This window comes from Metabacillus sp. Hm71, assembly GCF_051842955.2.
Lineage (GTDB): Bacteria > Bacillota > Bacilli > Bacillales > Bacillaceae > Metabacillus.
This window is the reverse complement of the sequence record NZ_CM200278.1, coordinates 1,473,643-1,493,483: the sequence shown is the minus strand read 5'-3', so window position 1 is coordinate 1,493,483 and position 19,841 is coordinate 1,473,643. Positions and strand designations below refer to the sequence as shown.

At 37.7% G+C, this 19,841-nt stretch carries 16 protein-coding genes and 1 pseudogene; 4 read left to right on the top strand and 13 right to left on the bottom strand.

Going from position 1 to position 19,841, the window contains the following annotated elements; all coding sequences use genetic code 11:
* Position 1 precedes the first annotated feature (1 nt).
* On the top strand, positions 2 to 388 hold the full coding sequence (locus ACSVDH_RS07330) for an IclR family transcriptional regulator C-terminal domain-containing protein (RefSeq protein WP_439249074.1): 387 nt from the start codon (positions 2 to 4) through the stop codon (positions 386 to 388).
* A gap of 181 nt (positions 389 to 569) precedes the next feature.
* Here the strand turns inward: ACSVDH_RS07330 and hmpA are convergent, their stop codons facing one another.
* The 8 genes from hmpA to ACSVDH_RS07290 form a co-directional block, all read right to left on the bottom strand.
* Positions 570 to 1,790: an NO-inducible flavohemoprotein gene (gene hmpA / locus ACSVDH_RS07325; RefSeq protein WP_439249073.1), complete on the bottom strand. Its 1,221-nt coding sequence runs from the start codon at positions 1,788 to 1,790 to the stop codon at positions 570 to 572.
* Between the two features lie 165 nt (positions 1,791 to 1,955).
* Positions 1,956 to 3,242 (bottom strand): four-carbon acid sugar kinase family protein, encoded by a 1,287-nt coding sequence (locus ACSVDH_RS07320; protein ID WP_439249072.1) that lies wholly within the window; start codon positions 3,240 to 3,242, stop codon positions 1,956 to 1,958.
* A 172-nt stretch (positions 3,243 to 3,414) separates the two neighbouring features.
* The gene (locus ACSVDH_RS07315) at positions 3,415 to 4,074 is read right to left on the bottom strand and encodes a class II aldolase/adducin family protein (RefSeq protein WP_439249071.1); all 660 of its coding nucleotides are present in this window, start codon (positions 4,072 to 4,074) and stop codon (positions 3,415 to 3,417) included.
* A gap of 146 nt (positions 4,075 to 4,220) precedes the next feature.
* Complete coding sequence (locus tag ACSVDH_RS07310; protein ID WP_439249070.1) at positions 4,221 to 5,537, bottom strand: CitMHS family transporter; 1,317 nt, start codon at positions 5,535 to 5,537, stop codon at positions 4,221 to 4,223.
* Positions 5,538 to 5,724: 187 nt separating this feature from the next.
* Complete coding sequence (locus ACSVDH_RS07305) at positions 5,725 to 6,489, bottom strand: SDR family NAD(P)-dependent oxidoreductase (RefSeq protein ID WP_439249069.1); 765 nt, start codon at positions 6,487 to 6,489, stop codon at positions 5,725 to 5,727.
* Between the two features lie 48 nt (positions 6,490 to 6,537).
* Entirely contained in the window at positions 6,538 to 7,725 is a 1,188-nt protein-coding gene (locus ACSVDH_RS07300; RefSeq protein ID WP_439249068.1) for an iron-containing alcohol dehydrogenase, read from the bottom strand.
* Positions 7,726 to 7,738: 13 nt separating this feature from the next.
* Positions 7,739 to 9,187: an aldehyde dehydrogenase family protein gene (locus tag ACSVDH_RS07295; RefSeq protein ID WP_439249067.1), complete on the bottom strand. Its 1,449-nt coding sequence runs from the start codon at positions 9,185 to 9,187 to the stop codon at positions 7,739 to 7,741.
* Positions 9,184 to 9,864 (bottom strand): aspartate/glutamate racemase family protein, encoded by a 681-nt coding sequence (locus tag ACSVDH_RS07290; RefSeq protein ID WP_439249066.1) that lies wholly within the window; start codon positions 9,862 to 9,864, stop codon positions 9,184 to 9,186. The genes ACSVDH_RS07295 and ACSVDH_RS07290 overlap by 4 nt, the downstream gene beginning before the upstream one ends.
* Before the next feature lie 192 nt (positions 9,865 to 10,056).
* Between ACSVDH_RS07290 and ACSVDH_RS07285 the strand changes: the two genes are divergently transcribed.
* Complete coding sequence (locus tag ACSVDH_RS07285; protein ID WP_439249065.1) at positions 10,057 to 10,932, top strand: LysR family transcriptional regulator; 876 nt, start codon at positions 10,057 to 10,059, stop codon at positions 10,930 to 10,932.
* A gap of 217 nt (positions 10,933 to 11,149) precedes the next feature.
* Positions 11,150 to 12,229 carry an isocitrate/isopropylmalate dehydrogenase family protein gene (locus ACSVDH_RS07280; RefSeq protein ID WP_439249064.1) on the top strand — a complete coding sequence of 360 codons (1,080 nt, stop codon included), beginning with the start codon at positions 11,150 to 11,152 and terminating at the stop codon, positions 12,227 to 12,229.
* 92 nt (positions 12,230 to 12,321) lie between these two features.
* Here the strand turns inward: ACSVDH_RS07280 and ACSVDH_RS07275 are convergent.
* A pseudogene (locus ACSVDH_RS07275) lies at positions 12,322 to 12,457 on the bottom strand (ABC transporter ATP-binding protein); the annotation flags it as partial.
* A complete protein-coding gene (locus tag ACSVDH_RS07270) occupies positions 12,454 to 13,035 on the bottom strand; it encodes a hypothetical protein (protein WP_439249063.1) in 582 nt (193 codons plus the stop codon). The pseudogene ACSVDH_RS07275 and the gene ACSVDH_RS07270, both read right to left, overlap by 4 nt.
* Before the next feature lie 396 nt (positions 13,036 to 13,431).
* Here ACSVDH_RS07270 and ACSVDH_RS07265 point away from each other — a divergent pair, with 396 nt between their 5' ends.
* A complete protein-coding gene (locus ACSVDH_RS07265) occupies positions 13,432 to 14,844 on the top strand; it encodes a PQQ-dependent sugar dehydrogenase (protein ID WP_439249062.1) in 1,413 nt (470 codons plus the stop codon).
* Between the two features lie 398 nt (positions 14,845 to 15,242).
* On the opposite strand, the gene ACSVDH_RS07260 is transcribed toward ACSVDH_RS07265, so the two are convergent.
* From ACSVDH_RS07260 to ACSVDH_RS07250, 3 genes are all read right to left on the bottom strand, one after another.
* Complete coding sequence (locus ACSVDH_RS07260) at positions 15,243 to 16,412, bottom strand: (R)-mandelonitrile lyase (protein WP_439249061.1); 1,170 nt, start codon at positions 16,410 to 16,412, stop codon at positions 15,243 to 15,245.
* A gap of 589 nt (positions 16,413 to 17,001) precedes the next feature.
* A complete protein-coding gene (locus tag ACSVDH_RS07255; protein ID WP_439249060.1) occupies positions 17,002 to 18,186 on the bottom strand; it encodes an MFS transporter in 1,185 nt (394 codons plus the stop codon).
* A gap of 217 nt (positions 18,187 to 18,403) precedes the next feature.
* Complete coding sequence (locus tag ACSVDH_RS07250) at positions 18,404 to 19,831, bottom strand: 6-phospho-beta-glucosidase (protein WP_439249059.1); 1,428 nt, start codon at positions 19,829 to 19,831, stop codon at positions 18,404 to 18,406.
* Positions 19,832 to 19,841 lie beyond the last annotated feature (10 nt).

The window sequence follows — 19,841 nt, the reverse complement described above, 5'->3', positions numbered from 1 at the left end:
TTTGCAGGTTAACTCTGGAGTTGGAATATCTTTTCCACTTCACTGTACTGCAAATGGAAAGGTTTTCTTATCTTCAATGCCTGATGAAAAAATAAAAATGCTATTATCCGAGCCACTAAAAGCTTTAACACCTAATACAATCCTATCTATGGATCAACTGTTAAAAGAATTAGAACAGGTCCGTCAAAATGGGATTGCCTATGATAGAGAGGAAAACGATTTAGGGATTTGTGCAGTTGGTGGCATCATACACAGTACAACTGGACATATTGCAGCCGTGACGATCCCAGTTCCAGCACAACGTTTTTATCTAAATGAGGATAAGCTCGTTCATGCACTGAAGAAAACTTGTGATCTGATTAACTCAACTTTCGCACCAGTAAAATAAGTGCTAATCGCTGATTGCATTAAGCTTATAGTCTATTAGATTCTTCAAGAGAAAGAAAAGAGGCTTTAAGTTTTAAATGATAACTCATAAAAACCCTAAAGCAGACTTAAAAGGATTTAACACGAGGGAACATTCCTTTGTCAAGTTTACTTTAGGGTTACTTTTTCTAATAGTGACTATCCTATTTATATGCTGTGACAACTGGTTCTTCTAATTGAGCTGCCGGGCCAAAAAACTCAAAATGAATGTTTTCTGCAGGCACTCCCCATTCCTTAAGAACACGGTACATCATTTTCATAAATGGAACTGGTCCACAAAAATAAAAATCTGCTTGATTATTTGGGAGAACCGATTTCAGCCATTCTAAATCAATAAACCCTTCTTTATCATAATTCTTAGCTGCCTGATCTTCTACAGTAGGATCAGAGTAAACAACAAAGCTCTTAACATTTGCATTTTCATTAGCCAGTTGAGCGACATGTTCTTTCATTGCATGAACCTGGCTATTTAAGGCGCCATGAATAAACGTTACCTCGCGTTCCGGCTGTTGCTCGACAATGGTGTTTAACATGCTGACCATCGGCGTTAGACCTACCCCTCCGCTGATTAAAACGGCAGGTATTTCTTTTGATTCCAAAACGAAATCCCCTGCAGGAGCACTTACTGCTATAAGGTCCCCTTCTTGTACAGACTGATGCAAATAAGTTGAGACGACTCCTTTGTCTTCTCGTTTAACACTGATTCGATAATAATCTTTTCCCGGTGCATCTGATAAACTATAGTGACGAATCTGTGTATAGGTTTCTCCTTCAGGCTGGACTTTTACTGTGAGATATTGTCCTGCTTGATAAGAGGCAATCGCTTTTCCATCTTCTGGTTTTAAATAAAATGATGTGATAACATCACTTTCTTTGACCTTTTTCTCGATAATGAAATTTCTGAATCCTTCCCAGCCGCCATGTTGTTCCTTTGCTTCCTTATACATTTCTTGTTCAATGCCAATAAAGGCATCAGCAATAACGCCGTAAGCTTCCGCCCAAGCCCCGATAATTTCATCAGTAGCAGCCTCACCTAGTACATCTTTAATAGCTGCTAATAAAGTTTGACCAACAATTGGATAATGCTCCGGAAGAACTCCTAATGCTCTGTGCTTCTGTCCAATTTGTTTCACCACAGGAATGATGGCACCAAGATTATCAATATTGGCAGCCGCTGCATAAACGGCATTGGCCAATGCTGTTTGCTGTTCCCCTTTTCTTTGATTTGCATGATTAAAAATATTCAATAATTCCGGGTGATTGCTAAACAATAATTGATAAAAACGAGTGGTAATGTCTTTTCCATGCTTCTCAAGTACAGGTACCGTGCTTTTTATCACACTGATTGTTTTTTCACTTAGCATTTTGTCTATCTCCCTTAAAAGATATATTTTATTTACATGTTTATAATATACCAGGGGCACCAAAAAAAGATATATATGAAATACATCTTTTGAAAAGTTGTCACAATCTGAGGATAAAATGAACGAAAGGTTGTGTTTTACTTTTGCAGTAAAATTCTCACGCTATTAATAGGAAAGGTCTTTTAAATGTGCAACAGCACGAACAAGAAAATCAGGTTTACCAAAACTACCTGATTTTAAGACAATTAGCATATGGCGCCCTATTGCCAATCCGGACGGTACACCAGTCTCAATCTCTTTTAGCACATAGTTTCCTTTTATGCCCAATTTCCTGCTTACTGTCCCAGAAGTGTCTCCACCTGCTATCACCAATTTCTTTAAACTGGTGGCATTTGCAATCTGCTCTGTAACATCAGCCAACGTTGCTGACACCATTTTACTTATTGTTAAAGAATCGATATTTAGGTTGAAACCAATTTCTTTTGTTTCCAAAATCACTTCATCTTTAGTATCAGCCATAATTAATACGTCCTTGCCTTGTTTTAAAAGGAGATCGGCTGTCTGGAAAACACGTCTTATTTCTTTTTCACGTTCAAATTTAACAAACACTTTACGAGAATCTAGTACAACACAAGGAACTCCAGAAGAAATAAGATAAGCAGTCTGCTCTCTAGTCTGTGGAGTTAAACTTCCAGAGATGACTAAAGCTCCAAGATCATCAGTTATATTTAAATTCGTTAAGGAACTGCCTATTGGTTGCACTTGTAAAAACTTAGGCAGTTCCTCAGCAATCGCCGAACTGCCAGCAAGAACTTTATAATCATGAACAGCTTCTGCTACAATTGTTAAGTCTGCCTGTGTTTCGCTATCAATAATACAGTAGTTGAAAACTTTCCGTTTCTCCTCAATCACTTTTCGTAAAACAGAAGCTCCTTGTCTAACGGTCTCTATATCTACAAACGTCACTTTTCTATTCGTTTGTTCTTGCAAAATATCTACTAGATTAGATTGATGCATAGGGTGCACTGGATCACGTGCAAATTCAGAGTCTTCCAATAGTTTCCCATGCACCGTATGGACGGCGTTCTTTGTTTGTCTCCCATTTTTAGGGAATGCTAGACTGATAATAGCAAATTCCTCCCCAAGAGCATCTAGCATGGCATCAAATTCTTTTCCTATATTTCCGCGAAAGACGGAACATGTCTTGTTAAAAAATAAAGAACAGCCCATCTTCTGCAAGGTTTTAGTAGCTTTATAGACTTTTTCATAACTAAGGTCAGGTGAATCTAACCGACTGTCCGTATCAATAATAATGACATTAGAATCCACTTCCACGTTTTTTTCTTCACCATAAGTGACAATTTTTGCAGAATATTGATTCTTGCTGAACATCAAGCCAATATCATTTGCACCTGTCGTATCATCTGCTACAATACCGATGGTTTTTATCATTTCTATCCCTCTTTTTTTACGGTATTTCTAATCCAGTTTAAACAATCCAAGATGAAATACTTGCGACTGACAAGGTTTGTGCCAATATGATTACATCACAATGATCTAATCGTTTTGGTGTTTTTTGAATAAATATAACGTGCTGAGAATCGGCATCTACTGTTTCTCAACTTCAATTAGAAGACTTTCCGACTAATCTTTTCCTAGGTTTGTAGAAAGCATCTTCCAAAAAACTTTTAACAGTTTTTTCTGGAATTTTCCTTAATTGAACCCCTGATTCTTTTGCTTTTAAAATCATCCGGCAAGCCATCTCTAACGTTTCAAGTCTCATCTGTGCTTCTGACACACTATCATCAAATACAACAACCCCATGATTTCGCATCATAATGATATTTGCGTTTGGAGCTTGTTTAGTCACTGCATCAGCCAGCTCTTGCGACCCAGGATGAAAATATTCAACATAAGCGATATTTTCAAGATAATACATCGTTTCTATAAACAGTTCTGAGAAAATTGGTTCATTGCTGCATGCAAACAAGGTTGTATAAAACGGAGAAGAATGTAAAATGGCACTTACATCTTCTCGCTCTCGATAAATGCCAAGATGCATCGGTGTTTCTTTAGAAGCTTTCCTTTTACCTTTTGTTTCACCTGTCTCAATCTCAAACTCAACGAAATCCTCCATACTCAAATTAGCCATGTTTGTTCCAGAGGCTGTAATTGCCATTCGATTTTTATCAATTCGAGCGCTGATATTTCCTGATGTTCCCCAGGCCAAGTGATTTGATATAAGGTAATGACCCGTATTTATTAGTTGTTGCCTTGTATCCATAATTACTCCTCCGCTTCTATTGCCTCCTGAAAAACCCCTACTTCAGTAGAACCTTAATATTTCGTTTATTCCTTACCTTAATTCCATATCACGCTTTCGTATCATTACTCTCAATTCCTGCCTAAATCTTCATGAAACACTTTATATTACCAAGCAATAGAAATAGCCCCTGTAATCAAAGCAAACACGATTAACATAAGTGATAAAATCGTAACCGGAATTAGAGCATAACGCTGGAATTGTCCTAAATCTCTTCTAACAAGCTCTAATAACACCCATAATGGGGCAGATGTTGGTCCCATAGAATGAAGTGGTTGACCAATTACTCCTGCTCTTGCTATTTCTATTGGACTAATCCCATATTCAGAAGCTGACTGGGCAAGAACAGGCAAAGCACCAAAGAAGAATGCATCATTTGACATTAGGAAGCTAAGCGGCAAGCTGATGATAGCGACAATTACTGTGAAAAATGGTCCGAATGAATCTGGAACAATTGTCAGTAAGTCTGAGGCCATTGAATCGACCATTTTTGTTTCTGATAAGATCCCTGTAAAAATACCCGCACCTAAAACAAGCATAACTACAGGTACAGCATGACTTGCATTTTCTTTAATGACCTTTTTTTGTTCAGCTAGATTAGGGTGGTTGACTGAAAGAGCGATGACAAAACCTACTATAAATAAAATAGGTAGTGGTGCTAATCCTAATACAAGAGCTACCATCAGCGCGAGTGTCAGCAAGAAATTAAACCAAACGAACTTAGATGTCTTAGCTTGAGCATTTTCAACAGTAGCTGCGAATTCTGAATTCGCTTTCATTTCTTGATTGATTTTTTCTAGTTGTATGATCCCAATTCTCTTTCTTTCCATTCTTCCCATCACATAAGCAGTCAAAATAATCCAAGCTGAACCACATAAAATGGCAGGAATTAGAGGTGTAAAATATTCAGTTGCATCAAGTCCTAATACACTTATTCCTCTTGTGGCAGCTCCTCCCCACGGTGTCATCCCTGAAATGGTTCCAAGTGACATAACGGAAATTGTCGCTAAAACTAATGGATTTATTCCTAATTTTCTGTAAATAGGAAGCATAGATGAGCATATAATCATATAACTTGTCGTTCCATCTCCATCCAAAGCTACTAATAATGCTAGTATTGCTGTCCCTATTACTATTTTTACTGGATCACCTTTCGCGATTTTTAATATTGTTCTAGAAACTGGATCAAATAGACCAGCATTCATCATAATTCCAAAGTACAAAACAGCGAATAAAAGGAGAACAGCAGTGGGTGCAACCAGCTTAATTCCTTCCAACATCATTGGTCCTAGCTCAGCACCGAATCCCCCAATGATGGCAAAAATAATCGGAGATACAATAATGGCAACAAAAGCAGACATACGATTTGTCATAACCAAAAACATGAAAAGGATAATAGTCGAAAATCCTAATATTGATAACATTTATGAACCTCGCTTTTAAAGTATTTTTGTAACATCTGTGCTTATAGATAAAAATTTTTCAGTATGATCTCGTCGTTTGTTTCTTAAATGGATCGTCATTTAAACGCTTACATTATTGCATAATTAAACTCCTCTTTCGTTTGTAAGGATCTCCTTTAGAAATATCACTAAAGGAGATCCTTTCATCTTATATAGCAGTCCATCCACCATCAACTCGGATCGTTTCCCCTGTCACAAAATTAGCCATATCAGATGCCAAGAATAGCACAGCACCTGTGACATCATCCGGTTTTGCCAAAGATCCTAATGGAATACGACTTAATACATCCTGATAAAAACCTTGGTCATCAAACATCTTTTTCGTAAAGTCTGTTTCAATAAAGGTTGGTGCAACCGCATTGACCTTAATCTGGTGTTCAGCCCATTCGATTGCTAATGCTTTTGTTAGCTGTACTGCACCGCCTTTACTTGAACAATAGGCTGCCCGTTTGATATAGCCTACAAAAGCCATTTGTGAAACGATATTGATAATCTTGCCGGCAGTACGTTGTTCAATCATATGCTTGGCTACCCGTTGTGAACAGAAAAAGGTTCCTTTTAAGTTCGTATCCAACACACGATCCCAATCCTCTTCCGTCACTTCTAATGCCGGTTTAGGGATGTTAATACCAGCATTATTAATCAGCACATCAATTCGGCCTAAACGGAAAAATGCAGCATTAATCATATTGTAAATTTCGTGAACGTTTTGTATATCAGCAGTTAGGTAGAAACAGTTAGGATTAAACGCCTTTAGTTCTTCCGTTGTTTTACAAAGATCCTCTTCGTTCCTCCCTGTAATGACAACATCGGATCCGAGCCTTGCAAAAGCAAGCGCAATATCTTTGCCAATCCCTTTGCTACCTCCAACGACTATAACTTTCTTCCCTTCTAGTTCAGAAAAATAAGTCATATTCTTTCCTCCCGCTTCCCCATTCTAAAAAGTAGATAACGTATTTGATTATGTAGTGGCAAGAGATCGTGTCTCCACTGAACCGTACGCTTCTTCATAAATATTTTGAATTTCTTTTACTGTCAACCATCTTGGGTTATTATTAAGCAAACGATCCACTTTGCTTGCTTCTTCAGCAAGTCCAGGGATATCTGATGGAGTAACCCCTACATCCTTCAGACTTGCAGGAATACCTACATCTTCTGATAATTTTGCTAATGCTTGAACAGCGCGCTCTGCAGCTTCCCGTAGTGATAATCCATCCACATTTTCTCCCATCGCTTTGGCCACTTCCGCAAATTTCTCCAAATCCGCAATTGAATTATATTTCATCACAAATGGCAGTAAGAGAGAATTAGCCACACCATGCGGCACTTTATACTTTCCGCCAAGAGGATATGCAAGTGCATGAACTGCTCCAACCCCTGCATTACCAAGAGAAATACCAGCAAGTAAGCTTCCCATTGCCATATCCTCACGTGCTTTTAAATCTTTCCCGTTATATACTGCTTTGCGTAAAGATCTTGAAATAAGCTTGATTGCTTGTAAGGCAATTCCATCCGTTAATTCGTCTGCGCGAATTGCCGTATAGGATTCAACTGCGTGAACAAGTGCATCCATCCCAGTTGCTGCCGTAACTGCAGGAGGTACAGTTAACGTCAGTTCTGCATCCACAATCGCTACTTTAGGTAACAAATACGGACTGACAATACCTTTTTTCACCATATCTCGTGTATCTGTAAAAATAGCATTATAGGTAACTTCCGACCCTGTTCCAGAAGTTGTCGGAACTAGAATTGTAGGTACTCCAGGGTTTTCCACTTTTTCAATCCCAATCATATCGCGGACATCACCATGGTTTGTAAGCATGACAGAAAGTACTTTTGTTATATCAAGCGCACTCCCCCCACCGACACCTACAAGTAAATCATATCCTTTTCCTTCTATCTGAGTTATCATCTGTTCCAAGTTTTCAAAGGGAGGTTCTGGTACAACCTCATCAATAATGTCTACTAGAATACCAATAGCCGCCAATGGCTCTGTTACTTTAGACAGCAATCCGGTTTGACGAATCATCTTGTCTGTTACGATCATTACTTTCGATGCATTTAACTTCTTAGCTTGTTCTCCAATTTGTGCAATTGATCCGATCCCTGTTATCAACGTGTCAGCTGTACGAAAATACGCAATTGCCATGTTCATTTCCTCCTTATCGTAATTTGATTCCAACAAATTTAATTTCTGTCATATCTTCAATTGCATATTTTACGCCTTCTTTTCCGACACCACTTAATTTCACTCCACCATATGGATAGTTATCCTGACGATAGGTAGATGTCTCGTTAATCCATACGCCTCCTGTTTCAAGACCGTCTGCAACTCTCATAGCACGATTAATATCTGATGTGAACACGCCAGCTTGCAAGCCAAATACGGAATCATTTGCCATTTCAATTACTTCCTCTTCTGTATCAAATGGAATAACTGAAACAATAGGAGCAAATGTCTCTTCACATACTACTTTCATGTCAGGAGTTACATCGACAAGAACTGTTGGCTCAAGCAATGTTCCTTCACGTTTGCCGCCTGTTGCAAGCTTGGCTCCTGCTTTTACTGCTTCCTGAATCCACTCTTCCGCACGAATGGCTTCTCTTTCACTTATCATCGGTCCAATTTCTGTTGTTTCTTCCATTGGGTTACCTATCACCAACTTCTCTACTAATGGGACATATTGATCTAAGAAATCTTGATATACATCTTTTTGCACATAAATCCGTTGTGCTGAAATGCAAATCTGTCCAGAGTAGGCAAATGCTCCACGCACTAATCCTATTCCTGCAGCGTTTAAATCACCATCGTTAAATATGATGTTTGGGGAGTTGGATCCAAGTTCCAATGTTACTTTTTTCAAGCCAGCTTTCTTCCGTAAATCGATCCCTACTGATGGACTTCCTGTAAAGGTTACTTTGCTAATGCGTGAGTCTGTTACTAACACATCTCCTACTTCAAAACCTTTGCCAATGACTAAATTTAATGCCCCTTCAGGCAAGCCTGCTTCTTCAAAAAGTTTAACGAGCATATAGGCAGAAAGCGGTGTTTTGCCTGCTGGTTTTAAGACAACTGTATTTCCTGCAGCAAAGGCAGGAGCCAGCTTATGCAAAGCCAAATTTAACGGGAAGTTGAAAGGTGTAATGGCTGAAATAACACCAATTGGATGGCGCCGAACCATGCCGATTCGGTTTTCTCCGCCAATTGCAGCATCCATAGGAACGAGCTCCCCTTCGATTTTTTTTGCTTCATCAGCAGCGAAACGAAGAACTTGGACTGCCCTGCCTACTTCTCCTCTCCCGTCACGAATTGGTTTTCCTGCCTCTAAGACAAGAATTTTTGCAAATTCCTCTGTTCTTTCTTCTAATAAATCGGCTGATTTGCGGAGAATATTTGCTCGGCGATAGGCAGGCATTTTTTTCATCGTTTCATGAAAAACTCGATGTGCCGATTCGATTGCTTTTTCAGCATCTAATTGTGTAGCTAAACTTGCTTTTCCGACCACTTCTCCATTAAATGGGCTGATTACATCCATTGTCCTTCTATCTGTTTGACTAACAGCTTTGCCATTCACGAGTGAAGTCACTTTCATTAATTCAACTTGTATCATATAACGATCTCCCTTTTTGTAATTTCAGCGACAATCGATTTTACGCTAATTTCAGGACTTGTTAAGATAGTGGATGTTTTTATATCGAGTGTTTCTAATGCTCTTGCCATACTAAATTGCGCAAAGAGAATGGTATCACAATCAATAGATAGCTCTCGCACCTTTTGATGGATTAACTCATCGTGTTTTGTGCGATCCCCATTTTGTAATGCATAAAAAGCTTCCGGGATCATCACAGTTTTAATCATGATATCTTTCTGTTTTTTCGAGGAAATTTCTTTCAATAATGTTGTTGTTGTTGGGCCAGCGGCTTCTACTGTCGCAATAACTCCAATCCGATGACCAATCTCCACTGCCTTCTCCAGCATACTTAAATCAGCGCTTAACAACGGTACATCGAATAAGTGGCTAATATCGGCAACGACTGGTGTAAAAGATGAACAAGTTAGTAAAATACCATCTACACCACTCATTGCTGCTTTTTCTGCCAAATTCAATAAGCGTCGAGCCATACTTTTTGTTACAATGCCTGTTTCATTTAATTCAAAGATTAGGCTTTCATCCATAAAGTTCACTAATGTAACTTGTGGTGCATGAACTTGAAAAGCTTCTAAAATTGGCTGTACTGAGTTCATGGTCGCATGGATAAGCCCAATCTTGTAATCCTTTCTTGACAATTTACTACCTCCTGCCATTTTGAACACACCCTGAATTCGCTTTCAAACATAAATCTCAAGTTCATGAAGTTTTTTAGAAATACATTTGAAAAATGTTATGAGATTAATGTAATATAAACGGTATAATTAATAAAATATTGAATTTTTATAAATTCTAATAGAATTTTTCTATTTCTAGAGAGGAAGCTTCTCATGGACAAAAAAGACTGGCTTATTTTACAAATGGTTTATGCAGAAAAAAATATTACAAAAGCAGCTGAGCGCCTTTATATTTCTCAACCAACCTTAACGTATCGGCTACAACAAATTGAAAAAGAATTTGACATCAAACTATTTTATAGAGGAAGAAGAGGCGTTGATTTTACCGAACAGGGTGAGTTATTAGTTCAATATGCAGAAGATATGCTTAAACAGCAGAAAGAAATGGAAGAAATGCTGTGGAACTCAGGAAATGAAGTACGCGGCACCTTACGATTAAGTGTCTCAAGAACCTTCGCTTTTTATCGACTTCCGCAAATTCTAAAAGCATTTAATAAAAAATTCCCTAAAGTTGAATTTCATGTTAATACTGGAGTAAACATAGATGTCGTTCAAACGATTTATAAACAGGATGCACATATTGGGATCGTTAGAGGTGATCATAGCTGGCCAAGCAAAAAAATCACGATCACAGAAGAAAACATCGCTGTTCTTTCATCACAAGAAATAGATTTACAAGAACTTCCCACCATGCGAAGAATTAGTTATAAAACTGATCCCACCTTGGAAATGGTCATTGACAACTGGTGGAAAGATAACTTTTCTATGCCACCTACCAGCACGATGAATGTTGACAATGTAGAAATTGCCAAACGAATGGTTCTTAACGGATTAGGATATTGTATAGCACCAAGTATTGTATTAGAAAAAAACGATAAATTACATAAAATTTATCTTAATGATACAACTGGTTCTCCAATTGTATGGAAAACACGCATTTTATATCGTGAAGAACTTCTAGAATTAGCGATGGTAAGAGAATTCGTCCATTTTCTTCAGGAGTATCATCGTCATTACTTCGAAGAATAATATCCCAATTGAGAACTTGGATGTGAACCATTTCATTTTCCCCTAAGGCTTTAACTTTAAAGTAAACAAATAGAAATAGAAATATTTAATCATTTAATATAAAAAAACAATATTATATTAATTTCTAATTTTATATTACATTAAGGATATAAAGTTCAGGCTCTTTTAGGAACTATTAGCTACTTACCACAATATAACAGAGAGGAATGACCAAAAAATGACTGTTTATCGTCTTGGTGTACTAGCTGGGGATGGAATTGGCCCAGAAATTGTAAGCGCTACAGTTGATGTATTTAAAACTGCTGCCCATAAAGTGGGAGTCAACATTGAATGGACCTGTCTGCCGATGGGATGGGAAGGGATCAAAAAACATAACGATCCTCTTCCAGAGATCACGACAAAAGCATTGGAAAACACCCATGGATGGATACTAGGTCCACATGATTCTGCTGCTTACCCGCCGGAACATAAGGTGAAGCTTAACCCAAGTGGAGCACTTCGCCATACACTTGATTTATTTGCAAACATTCGTCCAGCGAAAACAATGCCTGGTATTAAGAGTGTAGTTGGAGAAGCGGATTTGGTGATCTTCCGCGAAAATACGGAAGGATTTTATGCAGATCGAAACATGTATGCCGGCCATGGGGAGTGGCAAATTACAAAAGATGTGGTTGTCACATCTGGTGTGTTTACTAGAAAAGCGGCAGAACGAATTGCTCATGCAGCCTTTAAAATGGCTATGAAACGCCGCAAAAAAGTAACGATTGTCCACAAAGCAAATGTTCTCCGTTTAAGTACGGGACTCTTTTTAAATGTGTGTCGTGAAGTGGCTGAACAGTATCCTGAAGTGGCGGTAGATGATTATCATATCGACGCAATGGCTGCTCACTTAGTCCGCCGGGCAAAAGACTTTGATGTCATTGTTACGGAGAATATGTACGGCGATATCCTTTCTGATTTAGCTGGCGAACTTGTAGGAAGTTTAGGATTGGCACCTTCTATCAACTCAAATGAAAAACTGGCTATGGCCCAGGCAGCCCATGGTTCTGCACCAGATATTGCAGGACTTAATATAGGAAATCCAACAGGTATAATGCTGTCAACCGTCATGTTAATGGAATGGCTTGCTGAAAAACATCATGATCACAAGCTTGAAGAATTAGGTAAACTGGTCGAACAAGGTCTTTACCAATCACTTAAAGATGGTGTGAAGACAAAAGACTTAGGCGGCAATGCCTCTACTTCTGAATTTGCAGAAGCTATTTCTGCGAGAATCAATCAAACTGTTTTAAGTTAATATCTTGACGATAATCCCGGATTTTTTGAAAGGTCCGGGATTTATTTTTCTAAGACTTAATAAGTAAATGTGATAAAACTAAAAAGTCAATCTTCATGAATAATGCCCATTCGATCAAAGAACTGTTCTATCTCTGAAAGGATATGGCTGTATTAATAATGTCATTTTTCGTTCTTCTGCCAAGGATTTAATGAGTCTTCTCAATTCTTTCATGCCAATAGGATTTAGTCTGAAAATCGTCGAGAAAATACTTTATTTAGGACTTTAAAAGCAGAGATGCTTGCTTTCTTCCAAATCCAGCTATACAAGATGGAAAAGATAAATGTCCCTAAAATAACCATACTACTAAACTGAGATGTTACCGAAGGCCCCAGTATAGGAAATTTAAATCCATATAATAAAATCATGATACCTAATGTTAAACATAATGCTGCAAATGGAATAATGAATATGCTTCTCTTTAAATACTTAAGACCAATGCCTAAACTGAGTCCTAATAAGCCGGTGGTAAAGAGGAACACTAATAGCTCACTTGGCTGGAACATGGCCAATAGAAAAATGGTGACGAAATAAGTCATCACACCGATTCTGAGTGACAATAGGCAAGCAAGCACGAGAGGACCAGTGCTCATCATGCTCAATATATAACCAATACCAGTAAAAATCCCCGCAGATTGAAAAATGACGGCTATTGAACCTAATAGGGCACCAACTACAAGCCTCTTTGTCTTCGAATCATTGTCTTTAGTTAGGATTAACTCATCTTCCCGAACACTAGATGTACCTTTTTTGAAAAATGACCCCATCTGACACCTCCATAATAGGTAAATGCAATGTGAAAGAAGTTTATGCTAGAAATTTGTTTAAAATAAGTTGTCTTTTTCATGTCATTTTCCAAATACAGTATTGAATCATTTTTGCTGTATGACACATATACGGAAAATGGTACAATGCCTTAAGATTCCTCACCCCTTACTGGTACTAATAGAACAGTTCCAATCATATTCTTTTAAAGCGAGACTTATCATGCTTAAAGCGCGACATCCTTATGTCTCGCCTGACTTGGACATCCTGTCCTTCGTCGGGTGTTTACGGGCTAGTTATCACCCGCCTATCTTCTTCTCTAGAATTTTTGAGGTAGGGGTCTTACTGCCCGATAAGAATGGAATAAAAGAATATAAGCAGAGGGAGTGTAAAGTTAGTTGACAAAAGTTAAGGTTCGTTTACGTCCCATTGTAAATAGGATAAATCTACCCACTGTTTTGAAAACAACGATACTTCCAGGTGACTCAATGGAAAGATTGTTTATTGCAACCCAGATAGGAGAAATCTTTTACATAGGAAACTCAGGATTAAGAACCTTTTTAGATATTCGCCCGCGAATCATAAAACTAGGTGCTTCTGGTGGATATGATGAGCGGGGATTGCTAGGGCTAGCATTTCATCCTGCATTTTATTCTAATGGTCTGTTTTATCTTCATTATTCAATAGCTGGAACACAAGGTCCTGGTGCTCGTCCTGAATCTTTTAATCCTAACCCTTGTGATCCCAACACGTTAAACCTAAGGTGGACGAATAGAGATAAACAATATGATCATATTGATACAGTTGAAGAATGGATCTTACAATCAAATGGGCAACCTAAAAAACGGCGAACATTACTTAACTTAAGAAGACCATTTTCAAATCATAATGGTGTAAATAGCTTAAACTTTTCACCTGAAACAGGAAAACTTGTTCTTACAACCGGAGATGGCGGATCAGGCTATGATCCATTTAATTTAAGCCAGGATGATATGGAAATAGCCGGTAAAATCATTGAGATAGATGTATATAGGAATACATCTATTTCTAATCCACCCGAAGTCACACGTTTTAACGAACTACCCGCACCTATTCAGGAAACTCTTACGGTAATAGCAAAAGGCGTTCGCAATATACCAGGGATTTCATTTCAAAAGTATTATAATCAGTATATTAAATATGCGGGAAATGTCGGACAGGATTTGGTAGAGTCGATTTTTTCATTCGTTCATTATAAACCAATACCGGTTACTCAGCTTATTCAAGCTTCTTTCATAAACTCTGAACCTGCCCAAGAAGGATTGATTAACTTTGGCTGGCGAGGTTGGGAAGGTGCTTTTCCTGCATCGATTATAAGGGGATGCTCTGCAAATCCGAAATTGGATGAGAAAACAATTGCTTATTACAATGAGGCAATTAAAACGGCAGTAAGGCGGCTTCAGCCTTTAACTAGTTATTACCATAAAGATCCCCGACCTGATAAATTTGCGGGAACTGCCATTACAGGAGTGCAAGCCTATATGGGGAGAGAGATCCCCGCTTTTACGGGAAGCGTTGTGTTTACTGATCTTGCCCGTAAGGAAGAATCTCAAACTCCGGTTAAAGGGGTTTTAGCTTATACAAGGGTAAGACAAGATTGTAAACTAAACGATTTTAGCGTGATAGAAACTGATTATCATTTTGGATCTCAATCTGCTTATTATGTTAGTCTGGGAACGAATCTAAACCAAACGAGATTATATTTAGGAGTTTATGGCTCGATGAAAGTGACTGATTTTAACCAAGGTACTGTTTTTGAAATTGTTCCATGACTCAAAACAATAAAATTCTACTTAATCTAGATAAATCTCTTGCTTAGACTGACATACAGTCTTTCCCCTAAAAAGTTATAAACATCTAAATTAACAAAATATAGAAGCAAAACTACAAGTCTTTTATTTTTGAACGGCGAAGAAAAGTAATTAAGATTTATCATATCTAGTTAATTAAGTTGACTGGGAAACGCCTTTGAGTACCAGTAACCGTAAACTTTCTACTTGTTCTTATGCCCTTTGATTATTTAGTTGTCTTGATTTTGCGGATACCCTGCAGGACTTAATTCTAAAACAGATCAAAGGGCTTTATATCAAAGTTTGGAAATAATATCCTTATTATCAGCTTCTCCTGTCCCTTTCAGCTATTTGAATTATGACTCATTCAATATAGAAAATTATTTTTCCTTCGTGCTTATAAAATTATCTAATACTCCAGCAGCATTATTGGCTTCTTTATTGCCTACTTCGGCTTTAAGAACTGATATTATGCCTCTCATTTGATGTTCGGTTAACCCGACATTAGACCCAATACTAAAATGAGCCTGCAATTGGGAGTTAACACCCTCCATATTGGCTAAGGCTGCAATGGTTGCTATTTCTCTGCTTTGGAAATCTAAATTGTCTCTTCCGAAGATGTCTCCGAACAGGTGTCCTTTCAAAAATTCATCCATAACCGGGACGAATTCATACACTGCCCCTGTAACTGGTCTTCCTGCCAGGCTAGTTTGAATTTCCGTTCCAAGTTCAATGCTGCTTTTGTCAGAAGGTAAGGGACTTGCTTCTTTACCAATTTCATCTTTAATGCCTTTTGCTTCCCTCTCTTCCAATACATCCATTAAAGCGGTGATACCATTCAAACTACGAGGGAATCCTGCATAAGCGTATAATTGTACGAGAATTTCTTTGATGTCATTTACGGTTAAACCGGCATTTAAACCTTCGTTCAAAGCAATTTTTAATTTTGGCAAATCACCCTCGGCAGTAAATGCAGCAATGGTAACTATATTTTCCTGCTTAGCGTTAAGAGCTTTTGTTTCATTTTTCAGTTTTTCTTTCTTCTGTTCTTCATCTTTCATACCATATTGCTCATCGCTAACCTTCTCCAGCCATTCAACGTTTTGGCCATCGTGCACTCCCGTGAGAGCGATATGCGTCATTGAAGTGGTTGGTGAGGCACCATGCCAATGCTTAACACCAGGTGGGCACCAGATTACATCGCCTTCTCTGATTTCCTCAATAGGACCACCCCACTCCTGTATCCAACCAATGCCTTCTGTAACAATCAGTCTCTGTCCTTTAGGATGTGTATGCCATGCGCTTCTAGCTCCTGGTTGGAATGTAACATAACCACCAGTATATTGTGCAGAATCATTTTCTGAGAATAAGGGATCAATGCGTACATTACCGGTAAAATATTCTGCCGCTCCCTTATAAGAAGCTTGAGATCCGCTTCGAGTGATTGTTTGTGAATTTGAATTTGATTCGTTTGCCAGTGCATGGCTTTTATAACCGCTAGCTGAAACAAGCAGTGAAAGTGAAAAAATAATTGCTGCAAATTTTTCCATTGTTTTCTCCTTTCGTACTATGCTTTCTTAAAAATTGGAAGTATTTTTTGAGACCAATGCTATTATTAAGCAAAGACAGACAATTCAGCAATAGGATACAGATTCCGACTTTTTAAGTTGATATTTCTGGCATAATAGAAAATCTAAAATTTTAATTGCAAACCAAATAACATCTTCTATCTTGCAGGGCATCCGCCTTACCGAAATTCTAAAAAGGAAACTTTTAAAAAAACTTATTAGGCTATAGCATTTAGTTAGTTCAACAAGTTGAATACAAAATAATTTTCATCTAGCTCATTATGTTCTTGGGTTGAAAAATTAATAATCCCCTCCTATTTATAAAATGTAGATTTTGGTAACCCCTTTGTTTTTAACAATAAGTACTTTTAATTAGAAAAAGATTATAGAAAGATTAGAATATGATTAGAGTAATAGTGAAAATAAACCAATAAATAGTATCTCAATATTTAATCAATAAAAACTTAATATTTCACGCTTTTTACGTATAAGCCCCATATAATATTACTAAGATTGATTGTTACATAAATTTAATAATAACCTTACAAAAAATATTTTTTGCTAATCTACTTTAACCAGTATGTTTAGAAGTAAACAGCTGTTTTGGAGTCGAAAGACTTTGTTTTTTTAATAAGCGTCTTACTAAAAAAATGAACGTCAATAAAGAAAACACAACAGATACTGCACTTACGGTAAACATTATTCGGTAGCTAGTGTATTCGGAAACCCATCCTAAGATGATTGCACCTAGTCCGATACCGAGATCGGTAGCAGTCGAAAATGAAGCATTAGCTACTCCTGTAGATTCTGGATTAACAAGACTAATCGTTGCCGCTTGAAGAGCAGGTTGCGCAGAACCGAAACCAATACCGTACATCACTGCCGAAAGGATTATACCAAACAAATTGGTCGAATACCCTAAGACAAGCAGGGCTGAAATCGTAATCAAAAGGGCAGGTAAAATGACAAATGTCTCACCTTTACTGTCTGAAAGTTTCCCCGCAACAGGACGGATAAGGACAAGTGTGACTGCATAAACCAGAAAGAATGTCCCTGAAGAATTTACTTTAATTGAATCAGCAAACAATGGTACAAAGGAGGTAATGCCCCCATAAGCAATAAACAAAAAAAATACTGATGCAGTGATCGGTACAACTGACTTTTCAAAAAACTCTATTTTCCTTGCTTCTGGTTTTGGCTGAAAAGACATTTTTGCTCCTAACGTCAAGAACAAAGATGCAGCAGAGAACCCTACTGCAATTAGAAACAAAGCATGGTAGGAAAGGTTCTGAGTAATCCAAAGACCAAACATCGGGCCAATTGCCATAGCCAGAGTCATTGCCATGCCAGACCAACCCATTCCTTCTCCACGACGCGAGGTTGGAATTAAATCCGTAACTGCGGTGAGAATGGCCGTTGTAGAAATCCCCCAGATAATTCCTTGTATTATTCTAATAGCTATCAAACCAGTAATTCCAATAACCCAATTATACATGTACATTGATATTGCAAAAAGTAACAGTCCCGAGACTATGAAAGGTCGTCTACCAAACCGATCCAACAATCCACCCACAAAAGGGCGACAAATAACCGCAGATAGCATAAATGCCCCCATAGCTAACCCGACCTGCGATTCGTTGCCGCCTATCTCCTTGATAAACAGCGGGAGCGTTGGGTACATCATATAAAATGCAGTGAATAGAAAAAACATCCCTACACTCATAAGAATAAATGATTTTGTCCAGAGACGTTCCACATTTCATTCCTCCTCGGATTATGAAAATATCGTTCCTTATTCTTACTTATATATGTCAATAGATTAGAGAATAGTTTTAAGTTATAAATCTACAACTTTCATATGAAAATTCTACAACAAGATAAATTTTTTCTTATAACTGAACTGAAAAATAAAATTAAAGGAGGCATTACTCCATAACTCGTTTCATAGCTATGTGTAGTGCCACCTTCAATTATCAATCTAAATCTTCGCCATTGCTTTTTATTACTTTTTTATACCAATCAAAGGATTTTTTCTTACTGCGTTTCAGAGTTCCGTTTCCATTATCATCTTTATCGACATAAATGAAACCATATCTTTTGCTCATTTCGCCGGTACTAGAGCTTACTAAGTCAATACAACCCCAGGTAGTATAGCCAAGCAAGTCTACTCCGTCCTCTTCAACAGCAGCTTTAAATGCTTTGATATGTTCACGAATATATTCAATTCGATAATCATCTTCAATAAAACCATTTTCATCAGGTGTATCTAAAGCACCCAATCCGTTTTCAACAATAAACAAAGGCTTTTGATAACGGTCATATAAAGCGTTCAATGTTATTCTCAGCCCAAGTGAATCAATTTGCCATCCCCATTCACTTCTTTTTAAATATGGATTTCGTAATGTTGGAAAAAGGTTTGCAGCTGTTTGGTTATTTACTTCTGGATCAGCACTTGTTAATCGTGAGCCATAATAACTAAATGAAACAAAGTCAACTGTATGATTCTTTAGAAGTTCCTCGTCGCCTTCTTCCATTTTTAAGGATATATTCATTCTTTCCAACATTTTTTTAGCGTAATTTGGATATTCTCCCCGGGATTGCACATCAACAAAAAAGTAATGTTCCCTATCCCTTGTCATTGCTTTCCATACATCTTCCGGTGCACATGTATACGGATACGTACTTGCTCCTGCAAGCATACAGCCAATCTTAAATTCAGGATTTATCCTATGTGCAATTTCAGTAGCTTTCGCACTTGCAATTAACTGATGATGTGCTGCCTGATACTTTACAGCTTCTTCATTTTCACCCTCTTCAAATACTAAACCTGAGCTCCCAAATGGCAAATGTAACAACATATTAATTTCATTAAAAGTAAGCCAATACTTAACTTTATCTTTGTAACGAGTAAAAATGGTTTCACATAATCTTTCATAATAATCAACCATCTTGCGGTTTCTCCAAGAACCGATTGTCTTTACCAAATGAATAGGTACATCAAAATGAGTGATGGTTACTAATGGTTCTATACCATGTTTTAAACATTCATCAAAAACATTTTCATAGAATTTTAAACCTTCTTCATTTGGTATTGCATCATCTCCATTTGGGAAGATTCTTGTCCATGATATAGATAATCGGAAACATTTAAAACCCATTTCTGCTAATAAGGCTATGTCCTCCTTATAATGATGATAAAAGTCTATTGCTTCATGACTTGGGTAAAAATGCTGATCATCGCATTCTAACATTTTCTTTTTGCCTTTCATTACTGCTACGCGATCTTTTCCAGCCGGTATAACATCGACTGTAGTCAATCCCTTATTCCCATCAAGATAACCGCCTTCACACTGGTTTGCAGCAGTTGCGCCTCCCCATAGAAAGTCTTTTCTTAAGCTCATTTACATACAC